General features: G+C 68.4%; 14 protein-coding genes. 10 read left to right on the top strand and 4 right to left on the bottom strand.

Annotated features, from left to right (window positions below; genetic code table 11):
• Nucleotides 1–2070 carry a hypothetical protein gene (locus RN901_RS01640; protein WP_310755138.1) on the top strand — a complete coding sequence of 690 codons (2070 nt, stop codon included), beginning with the start codon at nt 1–3 and terminating at the stop codon, nt 2068–2070.
• A gap of 33 nt (nt 2071–2103) precedes the next feature.
• On the top strand, nt 2104–2466 hold the full coding sequence (locus tag RN901_RS01645) for a cupin domain-containing protein (protein WP_310755140.1): 363 nt from the start codon (nt 2104–2106) through the stop codon (nt 2464–2466).
• On the opposite strand, the gene RN901_RS01650 is transcribed toward RN901_RS01645, so the two are convergent.
• The gene (locus tag RN901_RS01650) at nt 2463–3311 is read right to left on the bottom strand and encodes a site-specific DNA-methyltransferase (RefSeq protein WP_310755142.1); all 849 of its coding nucleotides are present in this window, start codon (nt 3309–3311) and stop codon (nt 2463–2465) included. The two genes, RN901_RS01645 and RN901_RS01650, sit on opposite strands and share 4 nt — an antisense overlap.
• A gap of 268 nt (nt 3312–3579) precedes the next feature.
• On the opposite strand from RN901_RS01650, the gene RN901_RS01655 reads away from it, so the two are divergent.
• Entirely contained in the window at nt 3580–4842 is a 1263-nt protein-coding gene (locus tag RN901_RS01655; RefSeq protein WP_310755144.1) for a dicarboxylate/amino acid:cation symporter, read from the top strand.
• Nucleotides 4843–4911: 69 nt separating this feature from the next.
• Here the strand turns inward: RN901_RS01655 and RN901_RS01660 are convergent, their stop codons facing one another.
• Complete coding sequence (locus RN901_RS01660) at nt 4912–5343, bottom strand: TonB-dependent receptor plug domain-containing protein (RefSeq protein ID WP_310755146.1); 432 nt, start codon at nt 5341–5343, stop codon at nt 4912–4914.
• 215 nt (nt 5344–5558) lie between these two features.
• Between RN901_RS01660 and RN901_RS01665 the strand changes: the two genes are divergently transcribed.
• The 5 genes from RN901_RS01665 to RN901_RS01685 are packed head-to-tail and all read left to right on the top strand — an operon-like array spanning nt 5559 to nt 11154.
• Nucleotides 5559–7013 carry a hypothetical protein gene (locus RN901_RS01665; RefSeq protein WP_310755148.1) on the top strand — a complete coding sequence of 485 codons (1455 nt, stop codon included), beginning with the start codon at nt 5559–5561 and terminating at the stop codon, nt 7011–7013.
• A gap of 17 nt (nt 7014–7030) precedes the next feature.
• Complete coding sequence (locus tag RN901_RS01670; protein WP_310755150.1) at nt 7031–8698, top strand: amidohydrolase family protein; 1668 nt, start codon at nt 7031–7033, stop codon at nt 8696–8698.
• A complete protein-coding gene (gene msrA / locus RN901_RS01675; RefSeq protein ID WP_310755152.1) occupies nt 8695–9249 on the top strand; it encodes a peptide-methionine (S)-S-oxide reductase MsrA in 555 nt (184 codons plus the stop codon). Before RN901_RS01670 ends, msrA begins: the two co-directional genes overlap by 4 nt.
• A gap of 52 nt (nt 9250–9301) precedes the next feature.
• Nucleotides 9302–9937, top strand: coding sequence for a hypothetical protein (locus tag RN901_RS01680; protein WP_310755154.1), 636 nt, complete (start codon nt 9302–9304; stop codon nt 9935–9937).
• A complete protein-coding gene (locus tag RN901_RS01685; protein ID WP_310755156.1) occupies nt 9937–11154 on the top strand; it encodes a cytochrome P450 in 1218 nt (405 codons plus the stop codon). Before RN901_RS01680 ends, RN901_RS01685 begins: the two co-directional genes overlap by 1 nt.
• A 4-nt stretch (nt 11155–11158) precedes the next feature.
• Here RN901_RS01685 and RN901_RS01690 read toward each other — a convergent pair whose 3' ends face one another.
• Nucleotides 11159–12271, bottom strand: coding sequence for a serine hydrolase (locus tag RN901_RS01690; RefSeq protein WP_310755158.1), 1113 nt, complete (start codon nt 12269–12271; stop codon nt 11159–11161).
• A gap of 121 nt (nt 12272–12392) precedes the next feature.
• Here RN901_RS01690 and RN901_RS01695 point away from each other — a divergent pair, with 121 nt between their 5' ends.
• The gene (locus RN901_RS01695) at nt 12393–14573 is read left to right on the top strand and encodes a S9 family peptidase (RefSeq protein ID WP_310755160.1); all 2181 of its coding nucleotides are present in this window, start codon (nt 12393–12395) and stop codon (nt 14571–14573) included.
• Between the two features lie 39 nt (nt 14574–14612).
• On the opposite strand, the gene RN901_RS01700 is transcribed toward RN901_RS01695, so the two are convergent.
• On the bottom strand, nt 14613–15602 hold the full coding sequence (locus RN901_RS01700) for a polysaccharide deacetylase (RefSeq protein ID WP_310755162.1): 990 nt from the start codon (nt 15600–15602) through the stop codon (nt 14613–14615).
• A 169-nt stretch (nt 15603–15771) separates the two neighbouring features.
• Between RN901_RS01700 and pckA the strand changes: the two genes are divergently transcribed.
• Nucleotides 15772–17379, top strand: coding sequence for a phosphoenolpyruvate carboxykinase (ATP) (gene pckA / locus RN901_RS01705; protein ID WP_310755164.1), 1608 nt, complete (start codon nt 15772–15774; stop codon nt 17377–17379).
• Nucleotides 17380–17387 lie beyond the last annotated feature (8 nt).

The following is a 17387-nucleotide window of genomic DNA, read 5'->3' on the forward strand; positions in this document are numbered from 1 at the left end:
ATGCAGTTCAACCCAATCGAAGGATCCGACATGTTCGCTGTGACGAAGGACCGCAACGACACCCGATTCGCTTCGCGCCCCGCGACGCTGCTCGCCGGCGTGATCGTCCTCGGAGGGCTGACCGCCTGCTCCTCCTACCGGTCGACGCCGGCCGGCATGGCCGCCGCTCCCGCCGCCCCGGCCGCCGCGCCCACGGGGCTTCAGGTCAATCCGCCCACGCCGGATCCGCGCGTCGGGCTCGCGCCTGGCATGTTCGACGCGGGCGAGGCGATCTGGAATCTGGACCTCGTGTCGACCACGCCCCCGCCCGACCCGTTCGTAGGCCAGACGAACTCCGACCTCGCCTTCTCCGGTCCCTACGCGATCCAGGGGAACTACGACGGCATCCAGATCTGGGACATCTCCGATCCCGCCAATCCGCAGACCGTCGTGACCTACGTCTGCCCGGCGTCCCAGAGCGATGTCTCGGTGTATGAGAACCTCCTGTTCGTGTCAGGAGAGGGGTTCGGCGGACGGCTGGACTGCGGTGATCAGGGGGTCGAGGAAGCCGTGAGCCACGACCGGCTGCGCGGCATCCGCATCTTCGACATCTCCGACATCACGGCGCCGGAATACGTCGCGAACGTCCAGACCTGCCGCGGTTCGCACACGCACACGCTGCTGGAACACCCCGGCGATGACGAGAACGTCTACATCTACGTCTCCGGTTCCGCCCCGGTGCGTCCGGCGGAAGAACTCGCCGGCTGCTCCGGCGGTCCGCCCGCCGACGATCCCAACACTGCCCTCTTCCGCATCGAAGTCATCCGCGTGCCACTGGCGGACCCGGCGAGCGCCGAGATCGTGAGTTCGCCGCGGATCTTCGAGGATCTGGTTGCGCCGCCGACGCACGGCCCGGCGCCCGATGACATCGCGGCGCTCGAGGCGGCCCGGGAGCGCGGGGCCTTCATCATCGAGGTGCAGGGTCAGGAGATGGTGCTGCCCGAACAGGCCTCCCAGCAGATGCTCGGGCAAATCGTGGCCCAGCGCGGAGGCGAGGGCCCGCCCACCGCCGCCGACAGCGCGACGCTGCGGCAGGCGCTGCCCATGATCGTGGCGCAGATGGCGGGACCGCAGGGAGACGGGGACGGCCCGGAGCCCGGCCCGACGCAGTGCCACGACATCACCGTGTATCCGGCCATCGGCCTCGCCGGCGGCGCGTGCGAGGGCTACGGCATGCTCCTCGACATCAGCGATCCCGAGAATCCCCGCCGGCTCTCCGCCGTGTCCGACTCCAACTTCTCCTACTGGCACTCCGCCACGTTCAACAACGATGGCAGCGCCATCCTGTTCACGGACGAGTGGGGCGGCGGCGGCGCGCCGAAGTGCCGGGCCTCCGACCCCATGGAGTGGGGCGCGAACGCGATCTTCACGATCGAGGACACGGAGATGGAGTTCCAGAGCTACTTCAAGCTGCCTGCCCCGCAGACGCCCGAGGAGAACTGCGTGGCCCACAACGGGTCGCTGATCCCGATCCCGGGCCGCGACATCATGATCCAGGGCTGGTACCAGGGTGGGGTCTCGCTCATCGACTGGACCGACCCCGCGAACCCGGCCGAAATCGCCTACTTCGACCGCGGCCCGGTGAACCCCGACCGCATGCAGATGGGCGGCAGCTGGTCCGTGTACTGGTACAACGGCGTCATCGTGAACTCCGAGATCGCGCGCGGCCTGGACGTCCTCGAGCTGGTCCCGAGCGAGGCCATGACGCAGAACGAGATCGACGCCGCGAACTCCGTGCGGTTGACGCATCTGAACTCCCAGGGTCAGCCCATCTTCGAATGGCCCGCGACGTTCGCGCTCGCGAGGGCCTACCTGGACCAGTTGGAGCGGCACGGCGGGCTCGCCGCCGCGAGGATCGACCGTCTCCGGGCCGGACTCGCCGAGGCCGAGGAGATGACGGGACCCGCCCGCGCCGACGCGCTGCGGTCGCTGGCCGACGGCGTATCCCGTGGGGCCGCCGGGGCGGGAGACGCCGCGAAGGTCCGCATGCTGGCCGATGCCGTCAGGTCCCTCGCGAACGCGGGGATGTAGGGACTCCCGGGTCGTCCGCAGCCCGTCCCGGGGATGCCCACGCTGATCGAAGCCCCGGCCGTCATCGAGGCGGCCGGGAACCGACCCAAGCGGATCGAGGAGTACGCCGGCCGCGTCCGGACGGAACACGACGCGGTCAGCGTGGCGCGCATGGTCGCGCCGTCCGGCTGGGTCGAACCCGGTCAGCGCCCCGAGTTCGAGGAGATCACCGTCGTGCTGAGGGGATCACTGCGCGTAGAGCACGAGGCCGGCGTCATCGATGTGAACGCTGGCCAGGCGATCGTCACCCACCCCGGCGAATGGGTCCGCTACAGCACCCCCGGCCCGGAAGGCGCCGAGTACATCGCCGTCTGCCTCCCCGCCTTCTCCCCCCGCACCGCCCACCGCGACCCCTAGGGGGCGACTCCCTCCCAGCGGATGCCGGGGACGGCCTCGAACCGCTTCGCCATCACGTCGAGCGCTTCCGGGTTGTCGTCCACGAGGAGGAAGTCCCGGCCCAGTTCGTGGGCGGCCATGCCGGTCGTGCCGCTGCCTGCGAAGAAATCCAGCACGAGGTCGCCGGCGTTCGAGGAGGCCGTGATGATGCGGCGGAGGATGCCGAGCGGTTTCTGCGTCGGGTAGCCCGTCCGCTCGCCGCCGCTCGTGGGGACGATCGTGTGCCACCAGGTGTCGGTGGGCAGCTTGCCGCGTGCGGCCTTCTCGGGGCCGACCAGTCCCGGAGCCATGTACGGGATGCGCTCGATCTCGTCCACGTTGAAGACGTAGTTCGACAGGTCCTTCACGTAGAACAGGATGTTGTCGTGCTTCGCCGGCCACCGCGTCTTCGGTCGCGCGCCGTAGTCGTACGCCCAGATGATCTCGTTCAGGAGATGCTCCGGGCCGAACAGGTCGTCCAGGAACAGTCGGCAGTGGTGCACTTCCCGGTAGTCGACGTGGAAATAGAACGACCCGTGCGGAGCGAGAACGCGGTACGCCTCGGTCAGCCGCGGCGCGAGGAACGCGAGGTAGTCGTCGAACCGATCCGCGAAACGGCGGGTGCCAAGGACGGTCGTCTCGTAGCGCTCGCCCTGAAAGCCCGTCCGGTCGCCGTCATCTCCGCCTGAGGCGCGGCGGGTCCGGATCCGGGTCCGCCGCTGCGTGCGGCCGGTGTTGAAGGGGGGGTCGATGTAGATGAGATCCGCGTAGCCGTCCGGCATGCCCCGGAGCGCGTCGAGGTTGTCCGCAAGCATGATCGTGGGCATCGCATCTCCCGGGGGGTGAGGCCCGCGCGCGGTGGTGGGGGTCGGGACTCCCGAAGCTAGTGTAGTGTCGCAGAAATCTGCGAGTCACCGAGCGTGCCGGGCGGCTCAACGCGGCGAACGAAGTGACGCCCATTGCCGGCTCGCCGTCTGGATACCACGATCAACCCCCGTTGGATCGTTCGCTCGAATTGCGGCCTCACCGCCTCTGGGTCGGGTCGCCCACAACGCTGGACACGCGCCTCGACACGGCGCCACACCGGAGACGCCAATGGAATACGATCCCACTCTCCCCTGGTACCGACGCCTTCACTGGCAGGTGCTGGCCGCCATGGGCCTGGGTCTCCTGACCGGTTGGGTCTTCGGAGCGCCGGCGGCCGAGAACATCGGCTGGATCGGCGAGCTGTTCATGAAGCTGCTCCGGATGATCATCGTGCCGCTCGTGCTCACGTCGATCGTGTCCGGGGTCGCGTCCGTAGGCGGGGGGAGGGCGATCGGCCGCCTGTTCGGCAAGACGATGGGCTACTACGTGCTGTCCAGCATGCTGGCGGCACTGACCGGCCTGCTGATGGTGAACCTCATCCGGCCGGGCGTGAACGCCGACATGGGCGCGGCGGCGCAACAGGAGGTCCCCGAGCTCAGCACGCCGGACTCTGCGGTCGACCTCATCCTCGACATCGTCCCGAACAACTTCTTCGCCGCCGCCTCCGCTGGCGACATGCTGGCGATCATCTTCTTCTGCATCGTCTTCGGCGCCGCCATTACCGGACTGCCGGAGAAGCCCCGCGTGGTCGTGACCGACATCTTCAACGCCTTCTTCCAGGCGATGATGGCGCTCACGTCCGGGATCATAAAGTTCCTCCCCATCGGCGTCTTCGCGCTCATCACGAAGATGGTGGGGGAGACCGGCTTCGACCGCTTCGCGGCGCTCGCCAAGTACTTCGCGACGATCGGGTCGGGGCTCACGATCCACCTCTTCATCACGATGCCGCTCCTGCTCATCGTTTTCGGCCGCATTAAGCCGCTGGTCCACTTCGCGAACCTGCGGGAGCCGCTCCTGACGGCGTTCTCGACGAGTTCGTCGGGCGCCACGCTCCCGGTCACGATCAAGACGCTGCGCGAGAAGGTCGGCGTCTCGAACAAGGTCTCGTCGTTCGTGCTCCCGATGGGCGCCACGGTGAACATGGATGGGACGGCGATCTTCGAGTGCGCCGGCGCCCTCTTCATCGCTCAGGTGCTCGGCGTCGACCTCACCATCGGGCAGCAGGCGATCGTCGTCCTCACGGCGCTCCTCGCCTCGATCGGCGCGGCGGCGGTGCCGTCCGCCGGCGTGGTCGTGATCTTCATCGTCCTCAACGCGATCGGCCTCGGCGACAACCCGGAGGCGATCACGATCGTGGGCGCGATGCTCGCCATCGACCGGCCGCTCGACATGTACCGCACCGCGGTCAACGTGTTCAGCGACTCGTGCGGCGCCGCGATCATCGCCCGCTCCGAAGGAGAGGAGGGGGTAGACACCGAAGTCCGCCACTGACGGAGTCCGCTACTGACGGCGGTGCGAGATCAACGCGGGAGGCCGGGAGACGACCGGCCCCCCGCGTGGTCACTTCGGTTTCAGCCCGTTCAGAAGGGTGGCTTTCTTCCCGCGCTTCGTCTGGATTTCGATCACGCCGTTCTCACCGCGCGGCCCGTAGAGAATCGTCGCGGCGACCCCCTTCACGATTTCTACGTGGGCTATGTCCAGGGCCTTGACGTCGGAGATGGGGAAGTCCTCCGGTTGCACGACCCCGTCGATCACGACCAGCGGCGGGATCGAGCGACACGCCGTGCTGATCGACGTCGGTTCGCGCAGCCGGATCACCTCGGCCTCCCCCGGTGAACCAGCTCCCGTCTGCACTGACGAGATCGGCTGTTCCACCGAAGTCTGTTCGGCGGGGACGGAAAGCCGAGAAGGCTCTTCGACCCCAAAGTCCGGCGCGAATGGCGACTCCGCGCGGTCGCACCCGACGCTCGCCAGCACGCAGACCAGCAGCATGGCGGTGGCCGCCGGACTCCCGAACCCGAACCTGCCTGGCCGGCTGAACCGCATGAACCCGCCCTTCGCGTACGTCGTCATCCGTAATCCCGTGTGCTAAACGCCCCGTTGCCGCGTTATGCGACAGTTCGATGGCCTCCACGGACCGCTTTTCGGCTTGCGCGCGGCCGATCCGGGGTCGAACGTGGCTGGGCGTGCTGAAGGAGGTGGGACGGATGCCCGATCGCAGGGAGTTTCTGAGTCTGGCCGGCATCGGCGGCGGCGGTGCGCTGCTCGGGGCCTGTGTGGGCGGCGAAGCGGGATTCGCTTCCGCCCGTGCGGGGAGTGAAGGTCTGGACCCGACGGCTCGCGCGCTCCTCGACGAACTGCGCGCGATCCCCGTCGACGACACGCACTGCCACCCGCTGACGTTCGACGACGCGCAGACGGACCCCGACCAGTTCATCGAGCGGCTGGCGCTCTCCGCCTTCCCCATGGGCCGCTACTTCCCCGACGGGGTCTACGGGCGCTGGCAGGCGGGCGATGCCTCGGAGCGCGCCACCCTCGACGCCGAGTTCGACATCGCCGCCACGCGGGCCCGTGTGCTCGAGCAGGCCGGCGACACCGTCTTCCTCCGCTACCTCGTCAAGGAACTCGCCGCCTTCCTCGACTGCGACGCGACCTTCGAAGCGGTGATCGAGGCCCGGAACGAGCGGGGCCGGGACTACGCCAGTTATCTGGGCGCCCTGTTCGCCGACGCGAACATCGAGAACGCGATGCTCGACATGGGCTACCGCGAGGGGATGGACCAGGCGGCCGTCGACCGCTTCAAGGACGCGATCTCACCCACGAACGGACGGCACATCCTGCGCGTGGACACGATCCTTCGCGGCCTCACGGGCGACGACCTCGACCTCGGGATCGACGAGATCGAAACCCGCATGATGGCCGAGATCGAGGCGGGACTCGACGGCGACGGCAACCTCGGCTCCCCGTCCTACGGGATGAAGTCGTACCTGCTCCCGCGCCTGGGGCTCCTCAAGCCGCACTTCGATCGAGAGGCGGCGCGCCGCTCATGGGACGCGTTCCGGGCGCGGCGCGCGCGCGGCGAGGTCCCGGCGGCGGACGCCCGGGATCGCGACGACTACTGGCAGTTGCAGGGCGAAGCGCTGATCTACCTCCATTCGCTCGCGCTCGAGGCATGCCTGGAGCGCGACATGCCGATGCAGTTCCACGCCGGCGACGGCGAGGCCCCGCGCGGGATCATGCGCAACCAGGATCCCTTCCTCATGGAGGAGATGGTCCGCTTCGAGCGCGGCGGCGTGATGCGCATGCCGCAGGTCATCCTCATCCACGCCGGCTATCCGCTGATCGGGCGCGCCGCGTGGCTCACGCACCTGTACGCGAACTGCCACTTCGAACTGTCGCTCGCCGCGCCCCTCATCCACCACGGCATGCTGCGCATGTTCCTCGAGGTGATGGAGGTCGTCCCCCTCTCCAAGCATCCTGTTCGGGAGCGACGCCTATCACCTGCCCGAGTTCTACTGGCTCGCCGCCAAGTGGGGCCGGCGCTTCCTCGCGCAGGCGCTCGGGATCTACGTCGACGCCGGCATCCTGACCCGCGACGAGGCCGTGGCGGCCGCCCGCATGATCCTGCACGAAAACAACCGCCGCCTCTACCATCTCGATGACTGACCCCGGAGGACCCATGAAGACGACCGGCCGCGCCATTCGAAGCGCTCTGACTGCCATTTCGGCGCTGATCCTGCTGGCCACGGCGGCGGAAGCCGCGCAGCCGATGCAGATGGTCGGGGCTCCGGACCGGGGCCCGGACGAGGGCGGGGGACCGTACGACCGCCTCATCATCCGCGGCGCCACCGTGATCGACGGCACCGGCGCGCCCCCCATCGGACCGATGGACATCGTGATCGAGGGGAACCGCATCGTCGACGTCGTCGGCGTCGGCGTCCCGCAGCGCCCCATCGACGAGTCGCGCCGCCCCGGGCTCACCGTGGACGGCAACCCCGACGCCGTCGTGCACGAGATCGACGCCACGGGCATGTACGTCCTGCCGGGGTTCGTCGACCTCCACCTGCACACCGGCGGCGTCCCCAAGGCGCCCGAGGCGGAGTACACGTACAAGCTCTGGATGTCGCACGGGATCACCACCGGCCGCGGCGTCGCCTTCGGTCCCCACGACTGGTCCGTCCAGGAGAAGGCGCGGAGCGCGGCGAACGAGATCGTGGCCCCCCGCATGTGGGTCTATCCCTTCACGGGAGCGGGCGGAGAGGGATGGAGCGGCCGCCTGATCGACACCCCGGAGGACGCGCGCGACTGGGTCCGCTACGTGAAGGAGTCGGGCGGCGACGGGCTCAAGCTCAACTCGTTCCGCCCGGAGATCATGGAGGCGCTGCTCGACGAGGCGGTCCAACTCGGCCTCGGGAGCACCGCCCACCTCGGCCAGATGGGCGTCGCGCAGATGAACGCGCTCGACGCCGCGCGCCTCGGCCTCGGCACCGTCACGCACTTCTACGGGCTGTTCGAGGCGCTGTACAAGGACACCGACGTCCAGCCGTGGCCCCCCGAGATGAACTACAACGACGAGCAGCACCGCTTCGGGCAGGTGCCCATGCAGTGGAACCTCATCCACGAGCGCGGGAGCCCGGAGTGGAACGCCTTCCTCGAGGAGATGCTCTCGCTCGACGTCACCCTCGACCCCACGATGACCGCCTACCAGGCGAGCTGGGACGTGGACGACCAGATGTATGCCCCGTGGCACGAGAACTACACGCTGCCGACGCTGTGGGAGTTCTACGAGGCGAACCGCGAGGACCACGGCTCGTACTACTTCGACTGGACGACGTGGGAGGAGGTCGCGTGGCGCAACTTCCTCGAGGTGTGGCACGATCTGCTCAACGACTACAAGAACATGGGCGGCCGCGTCACCGCGAGTTCGGACGCGGGCTACATCTACAACCTCATGGGGTTCTCCACGATCCAGGAGATGGAACTTCTGCAGCATGCCGGGTTCCATCCGCTGGAGGTGATCCGCGCCGCGACCATGCACGCGGCCGAGACGCTGTTCAAGCCGACGGGCCGCCCCATCGAGTTCGGCGTCGTGCGACGCGGCCTGCTGGCGGACCTCGTGATCGTGGACGAGAACCCGATCCAGAACCTCAAGGTCCTGTACGGCACCGGGGCGCGGCGCCTGAACGACGAGACGGGAGAGGTCGAGACGGTCGGCGGCATCCTGTACACGATCAAGGACGGCATCGTCTACGACGCGAAGCGCCTCCTCGCCGACGTGGCCGAGATGGTCGAGGAGCAGAAGCGCGCCGTCACCACCGCCACCGACAACGGAGATACGAATAGATGAGTGAGAGAAGGGAGACGGCGACGCTGGGCGGGGGGTGCTTCTGGTGCCTCGAAGCCGTGTATCAGCTTCTGGAAGGGGTGCACGGCGTGAAGTCGGGGTACGCCGGGGGGCATGCCGAGAATCCGACCTACGAGCACGTGTGCTCGGGCCGCACCGGACACGCGGAAGTCGTGCGCGTCACGTTCGATCCGGATACGGTTTCGTTCGACGATCTGCTGGATGTCTTCTTCACCATCCACGACCCCACGACGCTGAACCGGCAGGGCGCGGATGTGGGAACGCAGTACCGCTCGGCGATCTTCCACGAGAGCGAGGCACAGAAGGAGGCGGCCGAGCGGAAGATCGCCGAGATCACGGCCGCAGGGATCTGGCAGGACCCCATCGTGACGGAGGTCACCCCGCTGGAGACGTTCTACCCGGCCGAGGCCTACCACGACGACTACCTGAATCGGAACCCGACCCAGCCGTACTGCCAGGCGGTCGTGGCGCCGAAGGTGGCGAAGTTCCGACGCCAGCACCTCCAGCGCCTGAAGCGCGGAGCGGGCGTCTGACGGAGGCCGCGGCGCTTTCTGCGCGGCGCCGGTCTTCGCGGCGGGTCGCCGGGTGACGACGCCGGCGCACGCCGCGCTCAGCCTGATCGTCCTGGGCCGGTCCGAGCGCAACGCGCTGCCGGTCGCGCTCGGGGCCGTCGCCCCGGACCTCCCGATGCTCGTCTTCTACTTCTGGGAGCGGCTCGCGCGCGGCGTGTCGGAGGGCCGGATCTGGTCGGAGCGCTACTTCGACCCCGGCTGGCAGGTCGTGTTCGACATCCCGAGTTCGATCCCTCTTCTCGCACTCGCCCTGTGCATTCTCCTGGTGCTCATCGGCCGGCGTTCGGCCGCCGGGCGCATCCCGCCTCCCGGAGTGGTCGCCGCGCTGCGGCCGGCGAGGCTCACCGAGTGGGCCCTGTTCGTCGCGAGCATGATCATCCACGCGCTCGGCGACCTGCCGCTGCACCGGGAAGACGCGCACCGCCACTTCTTCCCGTTCAGCGACTGGCGCTTCACGAGCCCCGTGTCGTACTGGGACCCGGACCACTACGGAGGCTACGCGGCCATCGGTGAAGTCCTCCTCGTGCTGGCGGTCTCCTTCTTCCTCTTCCGGGCCTACCGCGGCCGGGGCCGCTGGATCGTGCTCGGAGTCGCCGGCGTCTACGCGCTCTTCATCGGCTTCGCCGTACTGATGTGGTCCGGGCTGTGATGGCCGACCGATTTCCGCTCGGGGCACGGGTCCGGCTCGCGGATCTCGCGGTCGATCCCTACCCGATCTTCTCCGAACTGCGGGAGGCCGAGCCCGTCACCTGGGTGCCGGAGATCGAGCGCTGGTTCCTCACGCGGCGCGACGACATCCTCGCCGTGCTCCGGGACCCCGACCTCTTCACGACGGACGCGCCTTCGACGATCCGCGACATGTTCGGCGTCCACATGATGACGACGGAAGGTCCGACACAGATCCGCTACAAGCGGAAGTGTCTGTCCCCGTTCCACGCCTCCCGCCTGAAGACGGCTTCGCTGCCGCCCCTGGTGGCGGAGGTCGAGCGCCTGGTGGAAGCGATGCGGTCGACGGCGAGGCCGGCGGACGGCGGACAGGCCGGTCGATGGCAGGCCGGGGAGGTGCGGACGGGTGTGGCCCGGCCGGTCGCGCTCCATTCGGTGCTCTCCGTGCTCGGCATTCCGCTGGCCGAGACGGAGCGCGTGAACGAGTGGTACGAACACTTCGCCCGCGCGCTGGCGAATTTCGCCGGAGATCCGGAGCTGCGCGCGGCGGGCAAGGGGGCAGCCGACGCGTTCGGCCGGGCGCTCGCACCGATCCTCGAGGAACTCGAACGGGACCCGGACGGCAGCCTGCTCTCCGACCTCGCGTGCGACCACGTCGACCCGCTCACGGCGGAGGAGATCCGCTCCAACGCGCTCATCATCCTCTTCGGCGGGATCGAGACGACCGAGTCGATGATCGCCAACGCGGTGTGGGCCCTTCTCTCGCACCCCGAACAACTGCCGGCGGTGCGTGCGAGCGAGGCCGCCCTGGAGCTGGCGATCGAGGAGACGCTGCGCTGGGAGCCGGCGGTGCAGTCGGCCGCCCGCCACGCGACCCGCGATACGGAGATCCGCGGCGTCCGCATCGCGAAGGGCGAGGTCGTGCACTGCATGCTGGGCGCGGCCAACCGCGACCCCGCGCACTTCGAGCACCCCGACCGCTTCGACGCGACCCGCCGGAACGCCGGAGACCACCTGTCGTTCGCCGTGGGCCGCCACTTCTGCCTCGGCGCCCCGCTCGCCCGCCTCGAGACGCGCGTCGTGCTGGAGACGCTGTGGGCCCGCTGCCCCGGCCTCCGCCTTGACCCGGACCGCCCCGCGACCCCCCGTGGCTACGAATTTCGGAAGCCGCCGGCCCTGTGGGTGCAGTGGAAGGTCTGAACCGTCAGCAGTCGGCGCCGCAGTGGGCCGCCACGAGGCGGGTGAGGATGCCCATGTAGTCGCTCCAGGGCGTCTGGGCGTCCGGGACCGTCTTGTGGGCGACGACCATGCCCACCGATGGGATGACCGTGATGAACTGGCCGTACGCCCCCCGCCCGCTGTACGCCCCCTCGAATCCCTCCGGCACCGCGGGGCCGTCCCACACCCACCACATGTACCCGTAGCCGAATTCGCCGCCGCGCAGCCCCTCGGGATTCATCTCCTCGGAGGGCGTGACAATGCTGACGATGCGTTCGGCCCACCCGTCGGGAAGGATCCGCTCGTCTTCCCACATTCCGTCCCGCTCCATGACGTATCCGATCCGGGCCATGTCCCGCGTGGAGAGGACCATGTGGTAGGCGAGATTCCGGGAGCGCGTGTCGTCGCCCGACTTGCGGTGGATCGACCGGTCCCAGTCCTCGAACCCCAGTGGCACCGCGAGGTCGGTCTCGAGCGCGTCGTAGATGTTGCGGCCGGTGAGCTGCTCGAAGGCGGCCCCCGCCGCGTTGAAATCCCAGTTGCTGTACAGGTAGTAGGTGCCGGGCTCCTGCGAACCGCGCGGCGGCGCGTCCGCGAGGTTGTCCCCCGCGTTCGAAGCCGGGTGGTAGACCCCCGAGCGGGCCGTGACGAGGTCGAGGACCCGGGCGCGCTTCTCGACCGGAAGCAGGCCCTGAACGTCGTCCATGCCGAGGTCGTCGAGAGTGAGCTCCAGGTCGATCGTGCCATCCTCGACGTAGTTCCCGTACAGCATGGCGAGAATGCTCTTCCGCACCGAGGCGAGATAGCTCAGCGAATCGACGGGCCCGTGCTCGAACAGCACGCGTCCCCCGACGACGGCCATGACGGCGGAGGTATTGATCCCCTCCACGTAGGGATGGATCGCGTCCAGCGCCTCGGCCGAAAATCCGGCGGAGGCCGGCTCCGAGATCCGCTCCCACGACGCGCCCGGATAGACCGTTTCGGCCGCGCGCTCCGCGACCGGCGCCGGAGCGCAAGCGAACCCCGCGACGAGCGCCAGAACCAGCGCCGCCAGCGCCACGCACCCTTTGACGCGGTTCTCGTGTCTCACGATCATCATGTCCCGATTCCCGTCCTGAAGAACTGGAAAGAGACAACAGTGAAACGCGCGCAGCACCGCCGCCAGTGTAACGGCTACGAACACGGGCGATCAGGATCCGAGTGAAGCGAAGGAGTCGTCGATGTCGCGAGCGAAGGCCGCATGCCATGACCGTTTCCCCCTCGTCGCGGCGCTGCTCGCCGTGAGCGTCCAGACCGCCGGCTGCACCGGGGAGGGTGCCGACCCAGCCCCCGAATCCCCGGCCGACGCCGGGATCGCGCCCCCCGTCGCGCGCGTGATCCCGGAGCAACTGGAGACGCACGGGCACACGCGGATCGACAACTACTACTGGCTGAACCAGCGCGACAATCCCGAGGTCATCGCGTACCTCGAGGCGGAGAACGGCTACACCGACGCGCTGATGGCCCACACCGAGGATCTCCAGACCGAGCTGTTCGAGGAGATCAAGGGCCGGATCCAGCAGACCGACCTCTCCGTTCCGGTGCGGGAGGGAGACTTCTTCTACTACACGCGCACCGAAGAGGGGCGCGATTACCCGATCTACGCCCGGAAGCGCGGCTCCCTCGACGCCGACGAGGAAGTCATCCTCGACGTCAACCCGCTCGCCGAGGGCCACGACTTCTACGCCGCCTTCCCTGAGGTCAGCTCCGACGGCGACCTGATGGCGTGGGCCGAGGACACCCGCGGGCGCCGCATCTACACCATCCGCATCCGGAACCTCGACACCGGAGAGGACTACCCGGAGTCGATCGAAAACGCGTCCGGCAACATGGTGTGGGCCGAGGACAACCGGACGCTCTTCTATGCGCGCCGCGATCCCGGGACGCTGCGTTCCTATCAGGTCTACCGCCACCGGATCGGGACCGACCCCGCGGAAGACGTGCTCGTGTACCAGGAGGACGACGAGGAGTTCAGCAGCCGCATCCGCAAGACGAAGTCGAAGCAGTACCTCGTCATCTCCTCCTCCCACACCGTGATGGACGAGCACCGCTTCCTCGACGCGACGAACCCCGAGGGCGAGTTCACCCTCTTCCTTCCGCGCGAGCGCGGGCACGAGCACCGCTTCGACCACTTCGGAGACCACTTCTACATCCGGACGAACCTCGACGGGGCCGAGAACTTCAAGCTCATGCGCACCCCCGTCGACCGGACGGCGACGGACAAGTGGGAGGCGCTCGTCCCGCACCGGGACGATGTCTTCCTGCAGGGGTTCGAGCTGTTCCGGGACCACCTCGTGATCTCGGAGCGCGCCGGGGGGCTCACCCGTCTGCGCGTCCGCGCCTGGGAAGGGGACGAGCACGAGATCGCGTTCGACGAGCCGGCCTACCTGGCCTCCCTGTCGGCCAACCCCGAACTGGACACGAACATCCTTCGCTACGGGTACACGTCGCTCTCCGCGCCGCGCTCGGTCTACGACTACGACATGTTCACCCGCGAGCGCACGCTGCTCAAGGAGGACGAAGTGCTCGGCGGCTATGACCGCGCGGACTACGTGGTGGAGCGGCTGCACGCCCCGGCCCGCGACGGCGCCGTGGAGGTCCCGGTATCCGTCGTCTACCGGCGCGGCCTCGAGAAGGATGGTGACAACCCGCTCCTCCTCTACGCCTACGGCTCCTACGGCGCGAGCATGGAGCCCACCTTCTCCTCCACGCGCCTCAGTCTCCTCGACCGCGGCTTCGTGTACGCGATCGCCCACATCCGGGGCGGACAGGAGCTGGGCCGCGCGTGGTACGAGGACGGGAAGATGTTCAACAAGAAGAACACCTTCACCGATTACGTGGACGCGGCGGATTTCCTCGTGGCGGAAGGCTACACGAGCCCCGAGAAGCTCTTCGCCCGGGGCGGGAGCGCCGGGGGTCTGCTCATGGGGGCGGTCGTGAACATGCGGCCGGAGCTGTTCCGGGGCGTGGTCGCGCACGTGCCGTTCGTCGACGTCGTAACGACGATGTTGGACGAGTCGATCCCGCTCACGACCTTCGAGTGGGACGAGTGGGGCGATCCCCACGAACTCGAGTCGTACCGCTACATGCTGTCCTACTCCCCCTACGACCAGGTGGAGGCGAAGGACTATCCCAACCTGCTCGTCACGACGGGGCTGCACGACTCGCAGGTCCAGTATTGGGAGCCCGCGAAGTGGGTGGCGAAGCTGCGCGCGACGAAGACGGACGAGAACCGCCTGCTCCTCAAGACGCACATGGACGCCGGCCACGGCGGCGGCTCGGGCCGCGACCGGGCGTACGAGGAACTCGCCTTCGAGTTCGCCTTCATCCTCGACCTGCTCGGAGAGACCGCCCCGCGTTAGGGCATGATGGCCGCTCGTGCCGGGGCGCGCCCGCTCGCGCTAGGGCATGCCCGCCTGGGCGCGGACCCACTCGACGGCTTCGCGGTGCGTGCCGAACCAGACGCCGGGCTTCGTCCGCATGTGCTCGATGAGTTCGCGCAGGATCACGATCCGTGAGCGGTGTCCGATATAGTGCGGGTGCATGGTGAGGAGGAACATCGTCCCCTCCTCGTACGCCACGTCGAACTCGTCCTTGTACACCTCCAGCACCTCGCGCGGGTTGGAGTAGCGGTCGCCGAGCGGATTGAAGAGCGGGGCGTCGTCCAGGATCCAGTCCACGGGGAGTTCGACGAGTCCCGTGGGCTCGCCGTTCTGGTTGATCTCGTAGGGACGGTCGTCCGCCATCAGCGAGGAGTCGTACAGGAAGTCCATCTCCAGCAGCAGGTCGAGCGTCGAGTCGCTGAAGTTCCACGACGGCGCGCGGTAGCCGACCGGGCGTTCGCCCATGAGTTCCGTCAGCCGCTCCACGGCCATGCGCAGCAGACGCTCCTCCTCCTCGCGCGGGAGCGTCGCGTTGCGCTCGTGGATCCAGCCGTGGACGCCGATCTCGTGGCGGCCGGAGGCCTGGATCATGTCGATCTGGTGCGGCGCCAGGCTGAAGCTGAGGGCGGGGCCGAAGAAAGAGGCGGCGATCCCGTACTCGTCGAGCAGGTCGATGACGCGGCCGAGGGCGACGCGCGAGCCGTATTCCCCCTGCGAGAGGCCGCCCACGTTCGTGTCGCCGTTGCGCAGCCAGACCGTCTCGTTGTCCACGTCGAAGGAAAGCAGCACGGCCACCCGGCCGCCGTCCGGCCACGAGTCCGGGTTCAGGTCGCGCCCCGCGCGCACGCGGTTGACGGCCTCGAACACGCGCTCTTCGGACCAGCGCCACGGCGGATCGTCCGCCTCCTGCGCGGCGTGGGCCGTCCCGGGAGTCGCGGCGGCCGCCGACATGCCGCAAAGGACGACGGCGAGTCCGCGAGAGATCGAAGATCGTATCGGGCCGGTCATGAGGATTCCCCCGTTTCGGTAGTCATCTCAAGTCTGAAGGCTTATTTTAACAGATTGCTCGTGAATCGGACGGTCGGCGCCGATTCCGTACGGCGCTGAGATCTGTCCCCGGATTCGTGGGCTCGTCGCCGTGGTGTCGGCCCTCCCTTGATTATGGCGACGACGACACATGACGACTACAACGGCCGAAATCGGCATCATGGACCTCAGCGCGGACGGGATCACCGTCACCCGCATAAAACGTAATCCCTCCGTGGGGGACATCTACGCCGATGCGCTGAGCGGACGCGAGCCCGGCGCGATCAAGGCGGCGAACGGAGCCCTCGTGGCGTTCTCCGGCGCCAAGACCGGCCGCTCCCCGAACGACAAGCACGTGGTGCGCGATCCGGAGACCGAGCGGGACGTCTGGTGGGGTCCGGTCAACTTCCCCCTCGAGCGCGAGAGCTTCCTGCGGAACAGGGCTCGCGTGCGCGCTTTCCTGAACGCGCAGGACCTCCTCTACGTCATCGACGGCTTCGCGGGCTGGGACCCCGCGTACCGCCTCAACGTCCGGATCATCTGCAACCGCCCGTACCACGCCCTCTTCATGCACAACATGCTCATCCGCCCCACGCCCGCGGAGTTGGCGGAGTTCGGCGAGCCCGACTTCGTCGTCTACAACGCGGGACAGGAGGCGGCGGACCCGTCGGTGGAGGGCGTCACCTCCCCGACGAGCGTCGATCTCTCCTTCGGCGACAACGAGGCCTGCATCCTCGGGACCGAGTACGCGGGGGAGATGAAGAAGGGCGTGTTCACGATCATGAACTACCTGATGCCGAAGCGGGACGTGCTCTCGATGCACTGCTCGGCGACGACCGACCCGACGACCGGGGCGTCGTCGCTCCTCTTCGGTCTGTCGGGGACGGGGAAGACGACGCTCTCGGCCGACCCGAACCGGCGGCTCATCGGCGACGATGAGCACTGCTGGACCGACTCCGGGATCTTCAACATCGAGGGCGGCTGCTACGCGAAGACGATCGACCTCTCCGAGGAGAAGGAACCCGACATCTACCGGGCCCTCCGGTACGGCGCGGTGCTGGAGAACGTCGTGCTGCGGGACGACGGAAGCGTGGACTGGTCCGACTCGTCGATCACGCAGAACACGCGCGGCAGCTACCCCATCGAGTTCATCGACAACGCGCAGGTGCCGTGCGTGGCGGGTCACCCCACGGACGTGATCTTCCTGACGGCGGACGCGTTCGGCGTGCTGCCGCCGGTGAGCCGGTTGACGCCCGAGCAGGCCATGTACCACTTCATCAGCGGGTACACGGCGAAGGTCGCGGGCACGGAGGTCGGCGTCACGGACCCCGTGGCGACGTTCTCGCCCTGCTTCGGGGGCCCGTTCCTCGTGTGGCACCCGGCGAAGTACGCGCGCCTGCTCGCGGACCGGATGCACGAGCACGGCGTGAAGGTGTGGCTCGTGAACACGGGCTGGAGCGGCGGGCCGTTCGGCGTCGGCGCGCGGATCGACCTCCCGCACACGCGCCGGATGGTCGACGCCATCCACGCGGGCGAACTCGGCGACGCGCCGACCGAGCCGGACCCGGTGTTCGGAGTCCACGTCGTGACGGAAGTGCCCGGCGTGCCCAGCGAGATTCTGCGGCCGCGCGCGACGTGGCCGGACCCCGCGGCGTACGATGAGAAGGCCGCGCACCTGGCGCGGCTCTTCAGGGAGAACTTCAGGGAATACGAGGACGACTGTCCGCCGGAGGTGTGTGCGGCGGGCCCCGTGATCTAGAGGAGAAG

This window comes from Candidatus Palauibacter soopunensis, assembly GCF_947581735.1.
Lineage (GTDB): Bacteria > Gemmatimonadota > Gemmatimonadetes > Palauibacterales > Palauibacteraceae > Palauibacter > Palauibacter soopunensis.